This is a genomic window from Bradyrhizobium sp. R2.2-H (assembly GCF_004346455.1).
In the GTDB taxonomy this organism is placed as follows: Bacteria; Pseudomonadota; Alphaproteobacteria; order Rhizobiales; family Xanthobacteraceae; genus Bradyrhizobium; species Bradyrhizobium diversitatis.
The window spans coordinates 348,594-366,316 of record NZ_SMBR01000008.1 but is presented as its reverse complement, the minus strand read 5'-3'; the positions used below and the strand labels follow the sequence as shown (position 1 = coordinate 366,316).

At 62.6% G+C, this 17,723-nt stretch carries 22 protein-coding genes and 2 pseudogenes; 14 read left to right on the top strand and 10 right to left on the bottom strand.

All coding sequences use genetic code 11. The features are described 5' to 3' along the window. Positions 1-298: 298 nt before the first annotated feature. From EDE08_RS22555 to EDE08_RS22545, 3 genes are all read left to right on the top strand, one after another. The gene (locus EDE08_RS22555; protein ID WP_035676373.1) at positions 299-484 is read left to right on the top strand and encodes a hypothetical protein; all 186 of its coding nucleotides are present in this window, start codon (positions 299-301) and stop codon (positions 482-484) included. A gap of 240 nt (positions 485-724) precedes the next feature. Next, positions 725-2,011, top strand: a complete 1,287-nt coding sequence (locus tag EDE08_RS22550; RefSeq protein ID WP_131870975.1) for an NRAMP family divalent metal transporter — start codon at positions 725-727, stop codon at positions 2,009-2,011. A gap of 137 nt (positions 2,012-2,148) precedes the next feature. Further along, positions 2,149-3,363, top strand: a complete 1,215-nt coding sequence (locus EDE08_RS22545) for a mandelate racemase/muconate lactonizing enzyme family protein (protein WP_131870974.1) — start codon at positions 2,149-2,151, stop codon at positions 3,361-3,363. A gap of 3 nt (positions 3,364-3,366) precedes the next feature. Here EDE08_RS22545 and EDE08_RS22540 read toward each other — a convergent pair whose 3' ends face one another. Next, complete coding sequence (locus EDE08_RS22540; protein WP_061877895.1) at positions 3,367-3,651, bottom strand: hypothetical protein; 285 nt, start codon at positions 3,649-3,651, stop codon at positions 3,367-3,369. 174 nt (positions 3,652-3,825) lie between these two features. Continuing rightward, a complete protein-coding gene (rocF, locus tag EDE08_RS22535; RefSeq protein ID WP_131870973.1) occupies positions 3,826-4,803 on the bottom strand; it encodes an arginase in 978 nt (325 codons plus the stop codon). Between the two features lie 208 nt (positions 4,804-5,011). Between rocF and EDE08_RS22530 the strand changes: the two genes are divergently transcribed. Next, positions 5,012-5,272, top strand: a complete 261-nt coding sequence (locus EDE08_RS22530) for a hypothetical protein (RefSeq protein WP_131870972.1) — start codon at positions 5,012-5,014, stop codon at positions 5,270-5,272. A 6-nt stretch (positions 5,273-5,278) separates the two neighbouring features. On the opposite strand, the pseudogene EDE08_RS22525 reads toward EDE08_RS22530, so the two are convergent. Continuing rightward, positions 5,279-5,591: pseudogene (locus EDE08_RS22525) on the bottom strand (EAL domain-containing protein); the annotation flags it as partial. Between EDE08_RS22525 and EDE08_RS39135 the strand changes: the two are divergent. The 3 genes and pseudogenes from EDE08_RS39135 to EDE08_RS22510 form a co-directional block, all read left to right on the top strand. After that, positions 5,591-5,806: pseudogene (locus tag EDE08_RS39135) on the top strand (ShlB/FhaC/HecB family hemolysin secretion/activation protein); the annotation flags it as partial. The pseudogenes EDE08_RS22525 and EDE08_RS39135 overlap by 1 nt on opposite strands. Before the next feature lie 148 nt (positions 5,807-5,954). Further along, positions 5,955-6,785, top strand: coding sequence for an alpha/beta fold hydrolase (locus tag EDE08_RS22515; RefSeq protein ID WP_131870971.1), 831 nt, complete (start codon positions 5,955-5,957; stop codon positions 6,783-6,785). Between the two features lie 291 nt (positions 6,786-7,076). After that, on the top strand, positions 7,077-7,394 hold the full coding sequence (locus EDE08_RS22510; protein ID WP_131871038.1) for a c-type cytochrome: 318 nt from the start codon (positions 7,077-7,079) through the stop codon (positions 7,392-7,394). A gap of 190 nt (positions 7,395-7,584) precedes the next feature. On the opposite strand, the gene EDE08_RS22505 is transcribed toward EDE08_RS22510, so the two are convergent. Both EDE08_RS22505 and EDE08_RS39130 read right to left on the bottom strand, forming a co-directional pair. Then, positions 7,585-7,926 carry a phasin gene (locus EDE08_RS22505; protein WP_028178910.1) on the bottom strand — a complete coding sequence of 114 codons (342 nt, stop codon included), beginning with the start codon at positions 7,924-7,926 and terminating at the stop codon, positions 7,585-7,587. A gap of 132 nt (positions 7,927-8,058) precedes the next feature. Then, a complete protein-coding gene (locus EDE08_RS39130; RefSeq protein WP_131871037.1) occupies positions 8,059-8,244 on the bottom strand; it encodes a hypothetical protein in 186 nt (61 codons plus the stop codon). A gap of 624 nt (positions 8,245-8,868) precedes the next feature. Here EDE08_RS39130 and EDE08_RS22495 point away from each other — a divergent pair. Beyond that, on the top strand, positions 8,869-9,225 hold the full coding sequence (locus EDE08_RS22495) for a hypothetical protein (protein ID WP_131870970.1): 357 nt from the start codon (positions 8,869-8,871) through the stop codon (positions 9,223-9,225). Between the two features lie 45 nt (positions 9,226-9,270). On the opposite strand, the gene EDE08_RS22490 is transcribed toward EDE08_RS22495, so the two are convergent. After that, positions 9,271-9,846, bottom strand: a complete 576-nt coding sequence (locus EDE08_RS22490) for a hypothetical protein (RefSeq protein WP_131870969.1) — start codon at positions 9,844-9,846, stop codon at positions 9,271-9,273. A 46-nt stretch (positions 9,847-9,892) separates the two neighbouring features. Beyond that, positions 9,893-10,426 (bottom strand): GcrA family cell cycle regulator, encoded by a 534-nt coding sequence (locus EDE08_RS22485; protein ID WP_131870968.1) that lies wholly within the window; start codon positions 10,424-10,426, stop codon positions 9,893-9,895. 154 nt (positions 10,427-10,580) lie between these two features. Here EDE08_RS22485 and EDE08_RS22480 point away from each other — a divergent pair, with 154 nt between their 5' ends. Together EDE08_RS22480 and EDE08_RS22475 are read left to right on the top strand one after the other, a co-directional pair. Next, complete coding sequence (locus EDE08_RS22480) at positions 10,581-11,189, top strand: S24 family peptidase (RefSeq protein WP_027576185.1); 609 nt, start codon at positions 10,581-10,583, stop codon at positions 11,187-11,189. A gap of 110 nt (positions 11,190-11,299) precedes the next feature. Beyond that, positions 11,300-11,575 carry a hypothetical protein gene (locus tag EDE08_RS22475; RefSeq protein WP_131870967.1) on the top strand — a complete coding sequence of 92 codons (276 nt, stop codon included), beginning with the start codon at positions 11,300-11,302 and terminating at the stop codon, positions 11,573-11,575. Between the two features lie 38 nt (positions 11,576-11,613). Here EDE08_RS22475 and EDE08_RS22470 read toward each other — a convergent pair whose 3' ends face one another. Continuing rightward, on the bottom strand, positions 11,614-12,588 hold the full coding sequence (locus EDE08_RS22470) for a quinone oxidoreductase family protein (protein ID WP_131870966.1): 975 nt from the start codon (positions 12,586-12,588) through the stop codon (positions 11,614-11,616). A 223-nt stretch (positions 12,589-12,811) separates the two neighbouring features. Here EDE08_RS22470 and EDE08_RS22465 point away from each other — a divergent pair, with 223 nt between their 5' ends. The 3 genes from EDE08_RS22465 (at position 12,812) to EDE08_RS22455 (ending at position 15,488) form a co-directional block, all read left to right on the top strand. Further along, entirely contained in the window at positions 12,812-13,012 is a 201-nt protein-coding gene (locus EDE08_RS22465; protein ID WP_018319162.1) for a hypothetical protein, read from the top strand. A 146-nt stretch (positions 13,013-13,158) separates the two neighbouring features. After that, positions 13,159-14,106: an AAA family ATPase gene (locus tag EDE08_RS22460; protein ID WP_035678446.1), complete on the top strand. Its 948-nt coding sequence runs from the start codon at positions 13,159-13,161 to the stop codon at positions 14,104-14,106. A gap of 5 nt (positions 14,107-14,111) precedes the next feature. Beyond that, positions 14,112-15,488 carry a vWA domain-containing protein gene (locus tag EDE08_RS22455; protein WP_131870964.1) on the top strand — a complete coding sequence of 459 codons (1,377 nt, stop codon included), beginning with the start codon at positions 14,112-14,114 and terminating at the stop codon, positions 15,486-15,488. A gap of 19 nt (positions 15,489-15,507) precedes the next feature. Here EDE08_RS22455 and EDE08_RS22450 read toward each other — a convergent pair whose 3' ends face one another. Further along, positions 15,508-15,690, bottom strand: coding sequence for a hypothetical protein (locus EDE08_RS22450; protein ID WP_131870963.1), 183 nt, complete (start codon positions 15,688-15,690; stop codon positions 15,508-15,510). A gap of 351 nt (positions 15,691-16,041) precedes the next feature. Between EDE08_RS22450 and EDE08_RS22445 the strand changes: the two genes are divergently transcribed. After that, complete coding sequence (locus tag EDE08_RS22445; RefSeq protein ID WP_131870962.1) at positions 16,042-16,260, top strand: hypothetical protein; 219 nt, start codon at positions 16,042-16,044, stop codon at positions 16,258-16,260. Positions 16,261-16,268: 8 nt separating this feature from the next. On the opposite strand, the gene EDE08_RS22440 is transcribed toward EDE08_RS22445, so the two are convergent. Further along, a complete protein-coding gene (locus EDE08_RS22440) occupies positions 16,269-17,654 on the bottom strand; it encodes a hypothetical protein (protein WP_131871036.1) in 1,386 nt (461 codons plus the stop codon). Positions 17,655-17,723: the final 69 nt, after the last annotated feature.

Sequence of the window (17,723 nt, the reverse complement as noted above, 5' to 3'; positions counted from 1 at the left end):
CAGTTCAGGACAATCGGGTTTCAGCACTGTTTCAGGCGTGTTTCGTCGCTGGCGGCGACGCACGCCTGCATGCGCTTGTCTCCGACATGACAAAGGCCCCGCGATGCGGAGCCTTTGTCATGTCGAACGCCCGGTCATCATCGCGACGCCGGCACTCTCCCATGGTCTCATCCTGCCAGTGTTTTGCCCGACGCGTCAAACTTTATCTTAAATGCAGCAAAGCGGATTCGGCGAAACGAAATCTCTTCGCGTCATGCTGGGACATGTCGCCTGGACGGGGCAAGCCGGGAGATCGTCGATGTACTACGTCGCCGCTGCATTGCTGGTGCTGTCGGGACTGTTCTATTCCGCGAGCCGTCATGAGCTCGGCCAATTCGGAGCGGACGTGTGCAGCTATGGCGGCACGTTTTGCGACAATCCGGTGGTCCTTTTCACCGGCGCAGCGCTGGCCGCAGCCTGGGGCATGTTCGTCAGCGTGAAGTAGGACGAAGCGGGCAGCTTCATCCCAGACTTGAGCTTGCGCCGCCGGTTGCGAGCCGCGGACCGCGAACCGCCGCAGGCCTCAACACGTCTTGCGATGCTGATAATCTACCCCTGTTTTGCCCGACGGAGCAAACGGATTTAGCATTATCAGAAAATGCCGACGCTGGCGCGGCCTGGAACCTATGTTCCCTCCTTCGCATTTGCTAGGAACACGCCAGCACCCCCGCGAGGTCCCCCGTTGATGCGCGACAGCGCCCTCCCCCCGACGAAATCCGCGCCGACGCTGCTGCAAAGACTGGGGCCGGGCCTCGTCACCGGAGCTGCCGACGACGACCCGTCAGGCATCGCCACCTATTCGCAGGCCGGCGCGCAATTCGGCTACGGTCTGCTCTGGACCGTGTTCCTGACCACGCCGTTCATGATCGCGATCCAGCTCGTCAGCGCGCAGATCGGCCGCGTCACCGGCAAGGGGCTCGCTGCCAACGTCATGCAGATTGCGCCGCGCTGGGCGGTGCTGGGCCTCGTCGGCATGCTGGTTGCCGCGAACACGTTCAACATCGCCGCCGACATCGCCGCGATGGCCGAGGCGCTCTCGCTCGTCATCGGCGGCCTCAACCACGAGCACGCGCTGATCTTCGCGGCCGGCTCGACCCTGCTCCAGGTGTTCCTGCCTTATCGCCGCTATTCGCCGGTGCTGAAATTCCTCACCCTGACGCTGTTCGCCTATGTCGCAACCGCCTTCACCGTCGACATTCCGTGGAGCACGGCCCTGCTCGCCGCGGTGTGGCCGAAGGCGAATGTCAGCGGCGACTATTTCATGATGGTGGTCGCCGTGCTCGGCACCACCATCAGCCCCTATCTGTTCTTCTGGCAGGCCTCGCAGGAGGTGGAGGAGATGAACCAGGGCAAGCACGACAGGCCGCTTCGCGAGCTCAAGCGCGGCGGCAATCCGGAGCTTGCGCGCATCAGGGCCGACACCATCTCCGGCATGCTGCTGTCCAACGGCATCGCCTTCTTCATCATCCTCACCACGGCCTCGGTCCTGCATGCCAACGGCATCACAAACATCAATTCGGCGACGCAGGCGGCCGAAGCGCTGCGGCCGCTCGCCGGGGATTTCACCTTCGCCCTGTTTGCGATCGGCATCATCGGCACGGGCCTGCTCGCCATCCCGGTGCTGGCGGGCTCGGCCGCCTACGGCGTTGCGGAGGTCTTCGGCTGGCGTGCCACGCTGGAGGCCAAGCCCGACCAAGCGGTCGGTTTCTACACCATCATCGCGGCGGCAACCCTCATCGGCTTCGGCCTCGGCTTCACCGGGATCGACTCGATCCACATGCTGGTGTGGAGCGCAGTGCTCAACGGCATCGTCGCCGTCCCCATCATGGCCATGATGATGCTGATCGTCTCGAGCCGCGCGATCATGGGCCGCTTCAGGGCCCGCTCATGGCTGATCGCGCTGGGCTGGCTCGGCACTGCGCTGATGGCGCTGGCCGTCCTCGCCCTGCTCGTCTCTTCGGTGATTGGCTGACGAGACCGGCGAAAGCGCCGCCGGGACGCGGTCGCGGGCTCATCGCTGCGCCCTTCACGCCGGTCCTCGGTTGGCCTAACAATGCGCTCCGCGCCCGGATCGAGCCACAAGAAGAAGCCCGGGCAACAGGGAGCGACATGAGCAAATCATCAAAAGCAACAAGCCTCGAGATCCTTGCCTGCGATGCCGGCTGGAGAAACTATCATTTCGTCAAGCTGACGACCGAGGACGGCATCGTCGGCTGGAGCGAATTCGACGAGGGTTTCGGCTCGCCCGGCGTTGGGGCTGCCATCCAGCGCCTCTCGGCCCGTATCATCGGGCAGAACGTCTTCCAGCACGAGCGCGTCTTTGCCGAATTGTTCGGAGCGACGCGTCCCGCCGCCGGCGGCGTCGTGGCGCAAGCCCTCGGTGCGATCGAGAATGCGCTGCTCGATGCCAAGGCGAAGTCTCTCGGCGTCCCCTGCTACGAGCTGCTCGGCGGCAAGATCCGCGACCGTATCTGGGTCTACTGGTCGCATTGTGCCACATGGCGCATCAATCACCCATCCTGGTACAAGCCGCCGATCGAAAGTCTCGACGGCGTCAAGGCGATGGGGCGCGAGGTCCGCGAGAAGAAGTTCACCGCGCTCAAGACCAACATCTTTTCCTATGACGACGGCAAGCCGACCGGCTGGCGTCCCGGCTTCGGCTCACCCTTCGCGCCCGAGATCAACGTCGACCGCAAGATCCTGCGCGACCTGCATATGCATCTGGAGGCGATCCGCGACGGCGCGGGTCCTGACGTCGACATCCTGCTGGACTGCAACTTCAACGCCAAGACCGAAGGCTATCTGAAGATCCTGCGCGCCATTGCCGACCTCGACATGTTCTGGGTCGAGATCGACAGCTTCAGTCCGGAAGCCCTCGGTTATATCCGAAGGCAGAGCCCGCACCCGATCTCATCCTGCGAGACGCTGCTCTCCTTGCGGGAATTCCTGCCCTATTTCCAGGAGCAGGCGATGGACGTCGCGATCATCGACACGCCCTGGAACGGCGTCTGGCAATCGATGAAGATCGCGAGCGCTGCGGAAGCCTTCGAGGTCAACGTCGCCCCGCACAATTTCTACGGCCATCTCTGCTCGATGATGAACGCACATTTCTGTGCCGCGGTGCCGAACCTGCGCATCATGGAGATCGACATCGATCGTCTGTCCTGGGACCACGAGCTGTTCACGCATGCGCCGGAGATTCAGGACGGTCATCTGATCGTCCCGGACCGGCCCGGCTGGGGCACCGAGCCCAACGAGGACGCCTTGCGCGCGCACCCGCCGAAGACGAGCGGCGGGCTCCTCAATTACGGCCGCAGGAGCTGAGAGCTACGGCGTCACGGGATTGACGGTCGGGGACGTCTTCGGCCCCGGCCGTGCCGGCTCGACCGGTGACTTCGGTTCGGTCGGAATTACGGCAGCGCCCGCGGCGCGCGCAGCTTCTCCCGTGGTCGCGTACATCGCGACATGGGCCGGCTGGGTCTTTGCGCGGCTCCAGGGTCCGTGGTCGACGATCAGCATGGCCGCAATCGTCACACCCGCAACGATCAGCGCGATCACACCGGGATGCCGAAGGGCGGTGGAAATGGAGTTTGCGAAACGACCACTTGTCATTGAAGGATCCGCTATTTTCCTGTCGCAGGTTAACTCGATTGCGCCCCACCCGGTTCCCCCGCCCCCTCAAGCAAGTTCCAGGCCAACGCGTCCGACCCTGCTGCGGCGGCCGAATCCCAGCGAGAATCACGCCTTCGACCGCCGCGCCTTCAGCGCACAGCGCCGTCCGCCGTTTCACTCACCCGGAGCGATTGCGTTGCTCGGCGTCGGCCGGTCTGTGATCTGCTGGCCGAACAGGCTGCCGATCAGCTCGACTGCAGCACGCGCCGTCCGTCCACGTTCATCCAGGAAGGGGTTGAGCTCGACGATATCGACCGATCCTACCAGGCCGGAATCATGCAACAGCTCCATGATCAGGTGCGCCTCGCGATAGGTGGCGCCGCCCGGCACCGTGGTGCCGACGCCAGGCGCCACGCAGGGATCGAGGAAATCGACGTCGAAGCTCACATGCAGCACGCCATTGCTCGCCTTGACCCGGTCGATAACGCGCCGGATCATGACGGCGACGCCGAACTCGTCGATCTGGCGCATGTCGACGATCCTGATCCGACGCACGCGCATCAACTCCTTTTCGAGCTTGTCGATCGAACGCGCACCGAACAGGTCCAGCCTGTCCGGGTCGATCGACGCGCGCGGATCGTCGCCGAGCAGGCCGTCGAGGCCGGGCTCGCCGCACAGGAACGCAGCTGACATGCCGTGCATGTTCGCGGTGATCGTCGTCTCCGGGGTGTTGTAGTCGGCATGGGCATCGAGCCAGAGCACGAAGAGTTCGCGTCCACGCTCCTGCCAGTGACGCGCCATCGCGTTGACCGACCCCATTGACAGCGTGTGATCGCCGCCAAGGAAGATCGGCAGCGCACCTGATGTCGCGATCTCATAGCCTCTGCGGCTCAGGACTCGTGTCCAGCGCTGGATTTCGCGGTAGTGATTGGCATTTTCGGGCGGCGTGTCGGCGAGGTCTCGGACTTCGGCTACGGAAAGATCGCCATAGTCGACAACCTCGAAATCCAGGCTTTCGAGCAGTGTCGCCAAGCCCGCAGTGCGCAGCGCCGCAGGCCCCATCAAGGTGCCACGCTGCGAAGCTCCCATGTCGATGGGAGCGCCGAGCAAGGCGATGCGCCGAGCTCGATCCGTCAAGGTCCGATCGGTCACGGCTGTCTCCTGACATCAGCAAGGTTGACCCAGCCTAACAGAGATTCGCACCCGACGTTTCCCAGAGAGGGCAGCCACCATCGATGTATTCCGGAACAAAATCCCGTGCGCTGAATTGCCCATCCAAGGCCGGCACTCGCCGTAAACCACGCGCCTGTCGCGGATAGCCAGAGGTGTCGGCTTCCAACATCAGGCCGGAGGTCGCCCCTTGAGCACGGAGATACCGCAATCCACGTCCCAACCTGGCATGGCCGAGCGTGCCATCGACACGGCGGCGGACGTCTCCCGCACGATCGGTGAAGTCGCCGGAGGACTGCACGCAGCCGTCGACCGCCTGACCTCTGCCGTCGAGGAATCGCGAAGGCCTGGCGGGGCTCTCGCGACGGTCGCAGCGGTCACCCGCGAAGCGCCGCTTGCCAGCCTGTTCGTTGCGTTCCTCTTTGGCATGGCGGTGGCGCGCCGGCGGTAGCTCCGCTCAGGCAGCGCTGGCAGCCTCGTGCCCAGTCGCGAGGAACTGCTGATCGAATGCTTCTGCCGGCAGCGGACGGCCGAAGAAATATCCCCGCCCTTCCTCGCATCCCATGCTGACCAGGAAGTCAGTAGTTGCCTTGTTCTCGATGCCTTCAGCCACGACCGTCAGACCGAGCTGCTTGCTGAGACCAATTGTCGAGCCGACGATTGCAGCATCGTCGGAGTTCACGCGAAGACCAAACACGAACGACCAATCGATCTTGAGCCCGTCGAGCGGACTTGAGATAGTTCAGGCTCGCATAGCCGGTGCCGAAATCACGACGATTGCCGACTGAGCGACGGCCTGTCGCTGACTTCAGCCGGGGCCGGTGTGCGGTTCTTCTTGCCGGACGATCTCCAGGCCGATCTCGGGGTGGCTATCCCCTTGAGCTACCGGGCGCCGGACAACGAGCGCCGCAGCCCACGCTTCCTCTTCACGCTTTCGAGCTCGCTCCGGGTCTGCCCCGAGCGCCGCAGGGCCTACTGTCTCTAGCTGTCCTTCCGTCGATCGAGCCGGCATGCGGCCCTTTTGCGGCCACGTCACAGACTTGCCTAAATTTAATCCCGTAGCCTGCTCACGATCACTCGACCGGGAGTTCCTGATCACCATGTTCAGTCAAAGGTGATTTTGAGAAAGAACCATGAGGAAGGTGTTTGCTATCCTGGCTTTGCTCTGCGTCCTTGGTGTCGGGCAGTATTTTGTGGTCAGCCAGTTCGCAATCCGCCATGAGACCCTGACCCTATTCGACGCCTCCCGCCAGCGGCCGATCTCGGTGGAGATTGCCGTGCGGCGCGACGCTGAGACCAAGGCCAATCTCGGTCTGTGGAAGCTCCCGCTCGCCATCATCAGTAACGGCAATACCGTCAAGGCCACCGAATATTCCTTCCTCGCCAACGTCCTCGCCGCACGAGGCTATCTGGTCGCCAGCATCCAGCAGGACTTGCCGAGCGATCCGCCGCTGATGACCCATGTCGGTCAGCCATATGTCGGCCGGCGTGAAGTCTACATCCGCTGCGAAGCCAACATTCTCTTCGTATTAGGCGAACTGAAGAGGCGGCAGGAGAACGTCGAATACGACCATATCACCCTCGTTGGCCACTCCAACGGCGGCGATGTCTCCATGTACGTCGCCCATCAGCATCCGGAGCTGGTGTCGAAGGTGATCACGCTCGACAATCTGCGGGTGCCTTTCGTGCTCAGCGACCACATGAAGATCCTGTCGTTTCGATCGAAGGACCCCCGTTTCGTGACAGATCCCGGCGTGCTGCCGTCGCCGGAAGAGGCCAAGGCGCGCGGCATCGATATCGTCCACACCGGCGCGCAGCACACCGAGATGAGCGACCGCGGTCCGAACTCGGTCAAGGAGAAGATCCAGGAGACGCTCGACCGCTTCCTGCGTGACAGCGCCAGCAGCGCGCTTGCACCGGCGGATACGAAGAGCCCAATGATCATGAACCCAGGTGACTATTAGCCGGGAATGCTTTGCGGCAGATCAAAGGCGGCTCCCAAGCGGCACGATAGAAGAGCCATATGGCCTCGGAGAGATACGTGTCGCATTATACCGAAACTCTTGATACGAAAAGCCTTCATACGAAAGGCCTTGGCCTGCCCGCGGCAAGAATGCCGTCATTCCTACGGCATCTCTACCGTTCGACCCGCAAGCTGCTGCGGTCGATCATTGCCCGAATTGACCTCTCGCAGTTTCCAGGATCATGCTGCGGATGAGCGCGGCGACTGCATGCGAACGCAGAAAGATTACCCTATGTACCGGCATGTGAGACGGATTTGCCTGCTGCTTGGCGTAATCTCTGGCGTCGGCACGTCGTCCGCCCTCGCAGCTGACGCGGATCACGGTGCCGATCTCGCCAAGCGCTGGTGCGCGAGCTGCCATGTCGTGGCGAACGGGCAAACCCAGGCGAGCGCCGACGTTCCCTCCTTTGCATCCGTTGCGCGCAGGCCGGACTTCAGCCCGGAAAGGCTCGCCTTCTTCCTGCTCGATCCGCACCCGAAGATGCCGAATTTTCCCTTGAGCCGGAGCGAAGCCGCCGATATCGCGGCCTATATCTCATCGCTGCGTTAGCAGCCGCCGGACGATCACGCCCCGGTGCAAACGCAAATCCCTGCCGGAGGGCGGCAGGGATCAGCAGAAAGGATGACGGACGGCGAATGAGGTCATTCGGTGGCCCATCATGGACCTGCGCCTGTATCGAAGCGCGGATCTCCACGCCGCACAAGGTCAATTTGTGGGCACTCTGTGTACACACCGAGAATCAGGACTTGCCCTTGCCTTGTTGCATGAGAGTGCCGGTCATCTCGCGCATGTGATCTCCGGCGCTGGTGAACTGACTGCGCAGGAAATCCGACTGGATTCGCATCGCTTCCTGAAGATCGGTGGCATGCACCAGCTTGCGTGCATGCTCGAACGCCGACTTCATGTTCTGCTCGGTGAAAGCCAGCGCCTGCTTCGACACCTCCGTCCCCGCGCCCGGAACGGATGACATCGACTTGGTGGCGGCGTCAAAAAACATGCCGAACGCCTTTTCCGCCTGGTCAATCGTCTTCTCAGCCAGGTCGCGCAGTTCGGCCGGAACTTCGAGCTTCGGTTCGATCATGGTCGCACTCCTCCCTTTTCTTCAACTGAATACCACACTTGCCCGACCGCCTTCCAGCGGCCAGCCTCGGGGGAACGACGCCGGCGCGGCGGCCCAGGCAGAAAAAGGAAGGGAACGGCACAGGGCCGGACGTTAGGACAAGGGATGCTCGGGAAAAGCTTCTTCCGCGGCGAGATCTTCGACCAGCTTGATCACTTCGAAACGCTGTCGAGGCGCGAGCTTCAGGAACGCGCGGAGAAGACGCAGACTTTCGACAGTGCTGCTTGCAGGCACACCGAGCTTGAGATGCAACTCAGCCGCGAAATCGAGGTTTTTCATCTCGCACCTATGACAAGCACCGGCCCTCGTGATCCGCCAAGAACCGAACGCCGCACCAGAACCAATCGCGACGAGCCTCGGCCGGGGACCGCCGAGTTCACACACTGAACTGCATCCGAACGATGGCCTCAACCGCTCGGTTGCAACTATGCCAAGGAACAACCCATCCGGCAAGCCCAACCATGGGTGTAGCGACGCTTCGTCTGCATCGCCTCACCGCGATTTCCGGATAACAGGAATATCGACCGCCGTCACCCACCTGCGTCAAGAAGTTGCATCAATCACGCACACAGCCCTGATCGCGATCAATCCGCACAACGTTTCAGCTTGTTTCCGATGTGAATTCACATCGTGCGCAAGAATTGGCGCTGCTTCAGCATGCACACGTAATTGTTGAGCCCGACTTCGGCGGTTGTATCGCCGGCATGAGAGGTCGATCTTGCAGCCGGTCCTGGTCTTGACGCGACAGTTCGTAGCCGGAACCGTCGGTCCGGGTGCAACTCCGCCGTGAACCGCCGTCCGCGAGCGAGCGACCAAGCCGTTGCGGCACGGCCACGCAGATACGGGCGCCATGGCTGGAAGACTCTTCGATTTGGGCGCGCGTCAGCACCAAAGGACAACGGCATGCTTTCTCGCTGCGATCTCATCAAGGGCACCGCGGTCGCGCTTCTCACCCTCTCGATACAAGGCGCATGGGCGCAGGAGACCAGGATGAACCTGTTCAAGATCGTCACCATCAAGGACGAAATCGTCGTCGGATTGTCGCAAGAGGAGCTTCAGGCGCTCGGCGGCAATGATGCCAGCGCCGTTGCACACGCGCTGGCACAGAAGGGCGACCTCACTGTCTGGCAATACAGCGTGCATCGTGGCCCGAACGGCGAACTGCAGCAGGCGCCGACCGCCAAGATCGGGCTGCTGGCCCATACCTCGCTGCGCGTCGAGCCCTACACCACGCCCTACCAGATCGTCCCTCACCCCTAAGCAATGGGTGGGACGCCGGCGGCCGCGACCGCCGGCGCTCCACAATCATCCACGCCGGTCCCCGCGCGCCGTTCCCGTCTCCGTCGCGAAGCCGTAGATCAGCGCCAGCCGGTCCAAACATTCACGAAAACGCCGCGCAAAGTAATCGTTCCAGCGTTGCGTGCGGACGGCGCGACGCTGCCCAACCTGATCCATGGTCAGACCCAGCACCAGCACGTCGTGCACCAGCGCGGCGCCGTCGGTGCCGAGCTCTCGTTCGGCCCGGTTGAGCCGTAGCACCGCCTGGCGCTGGCTCTCGGTGACGGGCTCGCGCGTACCGGTCCCATCGACATATTCGCGCGTCGTATCCACCGCCTGAGGGCCCCGCTCCGCCCGCTCCCAATCGTTCTGAAAGGCGCGCCCGCTGCGGTATTGCGCCTCGTCGATCTGGTGGTGTGCGTGCAGCCGGCCGAGCGGATCGTTGCGGATTGAGCGTATGGCCAGGATCTTCTCGCCTGAATCGAGCGCGAGCGGATTGTCGACCTCCACCTCCGCCACCTCGGCATTGAACGGCACCTCCCGCGACCGCCGGTCGTAGATCTGCGCCAATTTGTAGGACCTGTTACGTCGGGCACGAGCCACTCGGGTACTCCTTGCAAGTCTGACGATTGAGCGGACGGCTGCCGCTTCAGGCGGCCGAGACCAGCTTCAGCACGACGGGGCCTGCGGCACGGGCTGGCGCAGCCTCGGAACGGCGCGCCAGGCGGTCATGCGGCGCGCAGTAGCTGGAGCCCGGCTGGCGCGGGTGGCCGCAGAAGGTGATCTCTTCACCGTCCTTGTCGCCGCCATAGGGATAGCGGCAGTCGACCGGCTCGAGGTCGACCAATTGGATCAGGCGCGGCTGGATGCCGACACAGCGCAACTTCACCCGCGCCGCAGGCTTCATGGCGGACTTCGGCGGCAGATTGAGGCTCGGCCACCCCACCCGGCGCGGCGAAAGCAGGCTGGGTTCACCCGGCAAGGGCGGCGCGAGCGCCGGGCTCGTCATCCATTGCGGCACGATGAGCCCGAGCCGCTTGGCGCGGCCAGCCACCGCGCTGCGCGTATAAGCCGTTCCAAACCTTGCGTTTATCTGTCTTCCGATCTCCGCATAAGACATGCCCTTGTGAAAATAGTCGCGAAGCGCGTCGGAGTGCTCCGACGGCCAATGGCCCGGTTCCATGCTGCTGTCCTGTGATGCGCCTCCACCCGGGAGGCGAGACGCACATTCCGTTATTCCGAACACAGAGTCAAGTCGAATTTCTGATATTCATAATTGCATCAATTCCGAATTTCGGATTACAAGAGGCGAACGGTGCGCAATCGAGGGAATCACCATGTTGGACGTAGCAATGATCGAGCGGGGCCTGGAGAAGACGGGCAAGAGCAAGGGCGGCCTGGCAGCAGCCATGGGCGTGCGGCCCGGCGCGGTCTCGGAGATCCTCGGCGGCGAGCGTCTGGTGAAGGCCTCGGAAATCATTCCGATCATGGAATATCTCGAGCTCAACCTCGCACCGATCATGGGACGCGTCGGAGCCGGCGCGGTGATCGAGCCGGACTATGAACAGGTTCCCCCGGAAGGTCTCGGCGACATCACATTGCCCTTTCCGATCATGGAAGAGACGATCGCATTCGAGATCGTGGGCGATTCGATGCTGCCCAAATACGAGAGCGGCGACGTGATCGTGGTCTACAAGGACCAGCGCCATCCGCTGTCGAGCTTCTACGGCGAAGAGGCGGTGGTCCGCCTCAAGACCGGCGAGCGCTATCTGAAGACCATCGAGCGGGGAAAATCACCCTCCGTCGTCAATCTCACGAGCTTCAATGCCAAGCCGATCGTCGGGGTCAAGCTCGACTGGGTGGGTGAGATCTGCCTGTCCATGCCCAAGGGGCAGCTTGAGCGGCTGCGTGCGAAATCGGCGCGCCCTCGCAAGAAAGGCAAGTAAAGACCATGCGGTCAGCGATTTCTGATTTATAGAAATCGCGATTGACAAAGTTCCGTTTTTCGGAAATACTCTGCCGCGTCCCCGACCACGGGGCGCGGCAGGATCGTTTCATGCAGTACTTCGTCGTGATGATCGATTATGGGCGGCAGGGCCGCGAGGCGGTCGTCGATCCCGAAATCACGAGGCGAGAGATCATCTCCCGCATCGCCTCGGGTGAATACCGGAACATCTCGTTCATCCACGAAATCGTGGAGAATGCCGTCGAGGACGTAACCGAGGCCATGCTGACCGAGGCCGCCCTGCCCCAGATTGCGCCCGAGGATGTCGACCTCCAGGCAACCCGCCTTGATCACATCCGCGATCTGCGCAAGCACGAGCGGACGTGACGCAGACCAAGCAGCTTGCGTCACGGCCCGGCCGAGCCTCAGACCAGAAGAACGGTCGATCCCGTGGTCTTGCGAGCCGCAAGATCGGTATGCGCCTTGGCGGCGTCCTTCAGCGGATAGGTCTGGTGCACCTCGATCTTGACCGCGCCGGACTTGACGACGTCGAACAGTTCGTTCGCCATCGCGACCAGATTTTCGCGCTTGGCGGCGTAGGTGAATAGCGTCGGACGCGTGACGTAGAGCGACCCCTTCTGTGCCAGCAGGCCGAGATTGAGCGGCTCGACGGTTCCCGAAGACTGGCCAAACAGAGCAGCGACACCGAGCGGCGCGAGGCAATCCAGCGATTTGAGGAACGTGTCCTTGCCGACGGAATCGTAGACTACCGGCACCTTCTTGCCGCCGGTGATTTCGTCGACTCGCTTTACGAAATCTTCCCGCGTGTAGATGATTACATGGTCGCAGCCATGTGCCTTGGCGAGCTTCGCCTTCTCGTCGTTGCTGACGGTGCCGATCACGGTCGCGCCGAGATGCTTGGCCCACTGGCTCAAGATCAGGCCGACGCCGCCGGCCGCAGCGTGAAGCAGGATGGTATCGCCGGCCTTCACCCGATAGGTCTGCCGGATCAGGTATTGCGTGGTGAGCCCCTTGAGCATCATTGCCGCCGCAGTCTTGTCGTCGACGCCGTCGGGCAATTTCAACAGCCGGTCGGCGGGGATCAGCCGCGCCTCGGAATAAGCCCCGAGCGGCGAGGCGCCATAAGCGACGCGATCGCCTGGTTTCAGATCGGTGACACCGGGCCCGATCTCCTCGACGACACCAGCCGCCTCGCTGCCGAGTCCGCTCGGCAATTGCGCCGGATAGAGACCCGAACGGTTGTAGATGTCGACGAAATTGAGGCCGACAGCCGTGTGGCGGATGCGCGCTTCGCCGGGTCCAGGTGTGCCGACATTGACCTCCTCCCAGACCAGGACTTCCGGACCGCCGGTCTTGTGAAAACGAATGGCATGCGTCATGGGCGTTACTCCCTTATCGTTGCAGTGAAATCCAGTGAACCCGGTCGGCCTGCGAAACAGGCATTTGGTCCGCCCCTTACAGTACCATCCGTAACAAGAATGTCACAGCGAACGACAAACGCCCACCGTTCCGCCTCTGTTCGAAAGAGTTGATGAGGGCTTCGGGGGTAACCGGCAGTAGCTTTCGCGCGGGGTTGGTGGTCGCCTGCGAAGGAGAGCCGAGATGCCAGCTTACGTTCAGCATCATCAGGACATCGAGATCGCGCCTGTGAACTGTCCCACCTGCATGGGGTTCCTGCCGATGTATGTGCGCGAAGTCGAGCCGCATTGGAGCCTTGCCAAGATCGACTTCGTCTATGAATGCGCCGATTGCGGCGCCGAGGTCAGACAGACGATCCGCAAGCCGGAGCTGCTGCGGCACTGACGCGCGAACGGCGAACCGCTTAACTATTTGCGCTAAGCGGAAAAAACGCCGTTCACGCGGGTCTGATGTCTCCCAAACGAGGCTTGTTCTTTGCCGGGAACGCAGGCAGAACAAGCCTCAACCAAGACCTTTGGGAGCGCCCATTCGTGGCTGATCAGAAGGCCTCGACGTCGATCGAGGCAGTGGAGAGCGGCCTCGCCGCGCAAGGCTATATCGCGAGCCGGCAGATCGCGACCGCCGTCTATTTGTCCCAGCAGATCGAGAAGCCGATCCTGGTCGAGGGCCCCGCAGGCGTCGGCAAGACCGAACTCGCCAAGGCGATCGCGGCCTGGCGCGGCATGAAGATGATACGCCTGCAATGCTACGAGGGCCTCGACGAGGCCAAGGCGCTCTATGAGTGGAAATACGCCAAGCAGCTACTCTATACGCAGATCCTGAAGGACAAGCTTGGCGAGGTTCTCGGCGGCGCGCAGACGCTGCATGCGGCGCTGGATCAGCTCCACGATTTCGGAGACGTGTTCTTCTCCAAGGAGTTCGTCGAGCCGCGTCCCCTGCTCCAGGCACTGGAGCAGCCGGGCGGCTGCGTGCTCCTGATCGACGAGATCGACAAGTCGGATGCGGAGTTTGAATCGCTGCTGCTGGAAATCCTCTCGGACTTCCAGGTCACGATCCCCGAGCTCGGAACCGTGTCGGCCATCACGCCGCCGACCGTGATCCTCACCTCCAACAGCGAGCGCGATCTCGGCGACGCCCTGAAACGGCGCTGCCTGCATCTTCATATCGGCTTTCCCGAGCAGCGCCTCGAGGAACGCATCGTCGAAAGCCGCGTGCCCGGCATCTCCCAGACGTTGCGCCGGCAGATGGTCGGCTTCATCCACGAGATCCGCTCGCTGGATCTGAAGAAGCTGCCGTCGGTCAGCGAGACCATCGACTGGGCGCGCGTGCTGGTGCTGCTCCAGGCTTCCGAGCTCGACACCGAGATCGTCAAGGACACCCTCAACGTCCTCCTGAAATACGAGACGGACATAGAGGCAGCGGCGCCGCAGGTGACGACCTTCATTGCCAAGGCGGCACGGTCCAACGTCTTCGGTTGACGCCGATGCGCGAGAACCTCCATCGTTTCTTTCGAGCGGCGCGGGGCGTCGGCGTTCACGTCTCGCCTGCCGAAAGCATCGATGCGATGCGCGCAGTCGCGCAAGTCGGCATCTCCGACCGCGCCGTCCTGCGCGATGCGCTGCTGCTGACGCTCGCCAAGTCGCAGGACGAGAAGCTCGCGCTCGGTGACTGCTTTGATCTGTTCTTCAGTCAGCCGGAGCCGCGGCAGGACCAGCCCGAGGCCGACAACGACGACGCTCCGCAGGACGCAGATCAGCCGCCCTCCTCCGGCGCTCCCAGCGATGCCGGCGAAGGTCAGCCTCCCGAAGGTCTAGGCCCGCTCGCGCAGATGCTGCTGTCGCAGGACCGCAATACGATTGCGGCTGCGATTGCCAGCGCCTCCAGGGCGGCCTCCCTGTCCGACATCCGCTACTCCACTCAGCGCGGCATCTTCTCCAGCCGCATCCTCGACGCCATGGGCCTCCAGCGCCTGCGTGACGATCTCGACGGGCTGACCGCGACCAACCCGTCGCTGGCCGAGCGTCTGCGCGCCGCGCTGGACGCCTTGCGCGAAGCCGTGCGCGATACGGTCTCTCAGGGGCTTGCACTCTATGCCCGCGAGGAGGCCGAAAACCTCCGCAACGAGATCTTGCGCAATGCGCCGCTTGCCCGCATCGAGCGGCGCCAGGTCGCCGAGATGCGCGCCCTCATCCGTCAGATCGCGCGCCGGCTGCGCGAGCGCTACTCGAAGCCGCGCAAACGCCAGCGCCGCGGCCATCTCGACGTCCGTCGCACGCTCCGCCGGAATGCGGCCTGGGGCGGCGTGCCCTTCCTTACGGCATGGAAGCGCAAGCATCGCGACCGGCCGAAGATCGTAGCACTGTGCGACGTCTCGGGCTCCGTTGCGCAAGTGTCCGATTTCTTTCTGCTGCTGATCCACTCGCTGCACGAGGTGGTCGACGATGTCCGCTCCTTCGCCTTCTCCTCGCACCTGATCGAGGTCAGCGAGATCCTGGAATCGAAGTCGCCGGAGGAGGCGATGTCCGAGATCATGTCCAAGGTCGGCTTCGGCTCGTCGGACTACGGTTCTTCGCTGGTCGATTTCGAGAAGGAGTTCATGAGTACGCTCACGCCGCAGACCACGGTGATCGTGCTCGGCGATGCCCGCAGCAACAATCTCGACCCGCGCGCCGACATTTTGCGCCGGATCTCCGATCGCTCGAAGCGACTGGTCTGGCTCAATCCCGAGGGGCGGCTCGCCTGGGGCTTTGGCGATTCCGAGATGCCGCGCTACGCGACCTTTTGCACCGTCGTGCGCCAATGCGCCACTGCGCACCAGCTCGAGCGCGCCGTGTCCGATATCGTGGCGACTTATCAGTGAGCAATATCAGCCGCCCGCGTCAGGCGGCATTCCGCTCGCCCTGCGCGAGATTGCACTCCCGGAAGTGATAGGCGATTTCGTCGAGCGCGCGCTGCTCCCATTCCTCGGCCTGCGCGAGCCAGAATACCCGACGTTCGGAATCGCGCGCCGCGCGCTCGCGGCATAGAAATTCCTGACTACGGATTTCAACCAGCCTCTTCATGCACTCACACTCCTGTCGTGTGAAGCCATTCCCTACGGAATAACCTAGCAGAGCCCGAAACAACTCGTCTCGCCATTTCTGTGCATATCGCGACGCTGAATAGGACAGCGACACTTCCCGTGCAGCGCGGCAATTCGCACTGCAACATCAAGCGCAGATCATCAATTAGTGATCGGAAGTTGAGACGATATTCGCGAACAAACGATCTTAACCCTTGTGGCACAACGAAGTGCGGCAATTTGGAAGAGACGTTCTAACCATCTCACCGAATTCCGGACTCATTGTCGTCGCATGGTCTTCATGCAGCGCCGATAACAGGGGCGCGTGAACGTTACGATCGCCTGAGGCAACATGAACGACGATTTCGACTTTGAGCTGTCGCAGGACCAATGGGCGGCCCTGCGCTCACTTCGCAACCCGCTGTCGAACGGCCGTCTCAAGGCCCATCTCGTCGAAAGCCTCGTCGCACTCGGCCTCGTCGTCATCAATGACGGCGTGCCTGCCATGACGCCGATCGGACGCAAGGTACTCGTGCGCGGATCGTGCCGGCTGCTGGATCTCGTGGCATGAGCGATACGTCACCGAGTGGATTCGTCAATCCACCGGAGGAGCGGCGTTCCATACGCCCGCCTCCAGACGGACAGGAAGCGCGGAAACCAGGAATGAGCCACGGCGCCCTTATAGGCCCAGGTGCGATACTTCAGACCCTGCTCTGAGATCAGCTCCTGATAGCCGCCGTGAAACTCGGTCGCTGTCCGAATATCCTTCAGTATTCCTTGGGCGCAGGCTCGGTAGGTCTCGCTGCCAGTGAATTCGTCATAGTCCAGCATGCGATCCGCGAACTCGACGTTGAACGTCGGCCAGCAGGAACGCCCCTGATAGGCTGGTGCCGCAATCCTGTGGATCATCTTGTTTCTGGGATTGTCGGCTGAGACCAGGAAATGAAACGTGCTGGGGATGCGAAACCGCGGCTCCGCAATGATCAGATCCGTCGTGGCCGCGAACAGCGCCCGCTCGCTCGCATCGCTCATATTCCAGAATCCACGATGCACGCTAACGAAATCCAGCGCGACCGATGAGGCCGGCGAGCTCGCCGGACCTTCCAGGGAATGCCTGATATGGCCGTCCTTGCCGAACAGGCGGAGCAGGTCCGTCTTGTACTGCGCAAGATCACGCCCGAGCAGCCGCTTCAACTCGTTCCCATCGACGACCCCGAGCTGCACGCCCCACACGAAGGTCGTGTAGACGGAAGCATTGGTCACGAAGCGCCTGCATTCGGCGCGGGTGTCCGTTGCGGCGGAGCGCGGCGCGTGGACGTCGCAAAGCAAATACCTGGTACCGTCGTCATTGAACGGTTCGAGCTCGCTCGCGAGCTGGAGGATCGCTCGCTTGAGGTCACCGCCATACTCGGCCAGCAACAAGCGGCCTGCATGCGCGCATTGTGACATTGCCAGATAGGAGGCGGCCCTGTCTTCGGCAGAGATCATCTGCTGGAGACCGGCGAGAATGCCGAGCAGCGTGTCCGACGGGCGCGAGAAATAGTTCACGCCGAGGTAGCGACCGCGTCCCGCCGGGACGATGGTCGTCGTGACGACGCCGGCGCGAACCGCCTCCAGCAACAAACGGACGCTCTTTTCGAGCAACCGAACCCGCCGCACCGCATCCTGCGGATCCATGATGGTTTCGGGGTCGAGAACGTCGGGATAGAACCACGCGAAGTCTCGCGGATAATAAGCGGAGGCGTGCGGGGCGCCCGTGACGAGGAAGGCCTCGGTCACCGAGAACGCGCTGTCCATCGAGTGCCGATAGAGGTCCTCGATAGCCGACAACGAATGGGGCGATTGTCTCAGGAACCGGTCACCGAGAAAATTGACCGCCTGAAGAGCGTTGGCGACAAGGGTCGCAACCCCGCCCTGGTAAAACCGGTTTCCGCGATGTGACGGCAGGGGAATGTCGCTCTTCATGTGCACCTGATGTCTCGCGATCCCGGCGATGGCCGGTCACCATTTCAAGTGTGACTGATTCGTGTCTCG

Bases quoted from the DNA above. Each gene is read 5' to 3' on its own strand.
- EDE08_RS22440 (WP_131871036.1), bottom strand. From the start codon at position 17,654: ATGAAGAGCGACATTCCCCTGCCGTCACATCGCGGAAACCGGTTTTAC.
- EDE08_RS22540 (WP_061877895.1), bottom strand. From the start codon at position 3,651: ATGACAAGTGGTCGTTTCGCAAACTCCATTTCCACCGCCCTTCGGCAT.
- EDE08_RS22485 (WP_131870968.1), bottom strand. From the start codon at position 10,426: ATGGAACCGGGCCATTGGCCGTCGGAGCACTCCGACGCGCTTCGCGAC.
- EDE08_RS22445 (WP_131870962.1), top strand. From the start codon at position 16,042: ATGAACGACGATTTCGACTTTGAGCTGTCGCAGGACCAATGGGCGGCC.
- EDE08_RS22465 (WP_018319162.1), top strand. From the start codon at position 12,812: ATGCCAGCTTACGTTCAGCATCATCAGGACATCGAGATCGCGCCTGTG.
- EDE08_RS22550 (WP_131870975.1), top strand. From the start codon at position 725: ATGCGCGACAGCGCCCTCCCCCCGACGAAATCCGCGCCGACGCTGCTG.
- EDE08_RS22555 (WP_035676373.1), top strand. From the start codon at position 299: ATGTACTACGTCGCCGCTGCATTGCTGGTGCTGTCGGGACTGTTCTAT.
- EDE08_RS22455 (WP_131870964.1), top strand. From the start codon at position 14,112: ATGCGCGAGAACCTCCATCGTTTCTTTCGAGCGGCGCGGGGCGTCGGC.
- EDE08_RS22515 (WP_131870971.1), top strand. From the start codon at position 5,955: ATGAGGAAGGTGTTTGCTATCCTGGCTTTGCTCTGCGTCCTTGGTGTC.
- EDE08_RS22505 (WP_028178910.1), bottom strand. From the start codon at position 7,926: ATGATCGAACCGAAGCTCGAAGTTCCGGCCGAACTGCGCGACCTGGCT.
- EDE08_RS22480 (WP_027576185.1), top strand. From the start codon at position 10,581: ATGTTGGACGTAGCAATGATCGAGCGGGGCCTGGAGAAGACGGGCAAG.
- EDE08_RS39130 (WP_131871037.1), bottom strand. From the start codon at position 8,244: ATGAAAAACCTCGATTTCGCGGCTGAGTTGCATCTCAAGCTCGGTGTG.
- EDE08_RS22510 (WP_131871038.1), top strand. From the start codon at position 7,077: ATGTACCGGCATGTGAGACGGATTTGCCTGCTGCTTGGCGTAATCTCT.
- EDE08_RS22495 (WP_131870970.1), top strand. From the start codon at position 8,869: ATGCTTTCTCGCTGCGATCTCATCAAGGGCACCGCGGTCGCGCTTCTC.
- EDE08_RS22470 (WP_131870966.1), bottom strand. From the start codon at position 12,588: ATGACGCATGCCATTCGTTTTCACAAGACCGGCGGTCCGGAAGTCCTG.
- EDE08_RS22450 (WP_131870963.1), bottom strand. From the start codon at position 15,690: ATGAAGAGGCTGGTTGAAATCCGTAGTCAGGAATTTCTATGCCGCGAG.
- EDE08_RS22545 (WP_131870974.1), top strand. From the start codon at position 2,149: ATGAGCAAATCATCAAAAGCAACAAGCCTCGAGATCCTTGCCTGCGAT.
- EDE08_RS22475 (WP_131870967.1), top strand. From the start codon at position 11,300: ATGCAGTACTTCGTCGTGATGATCGATTATGGGCGGCAGGGCCGCGAG.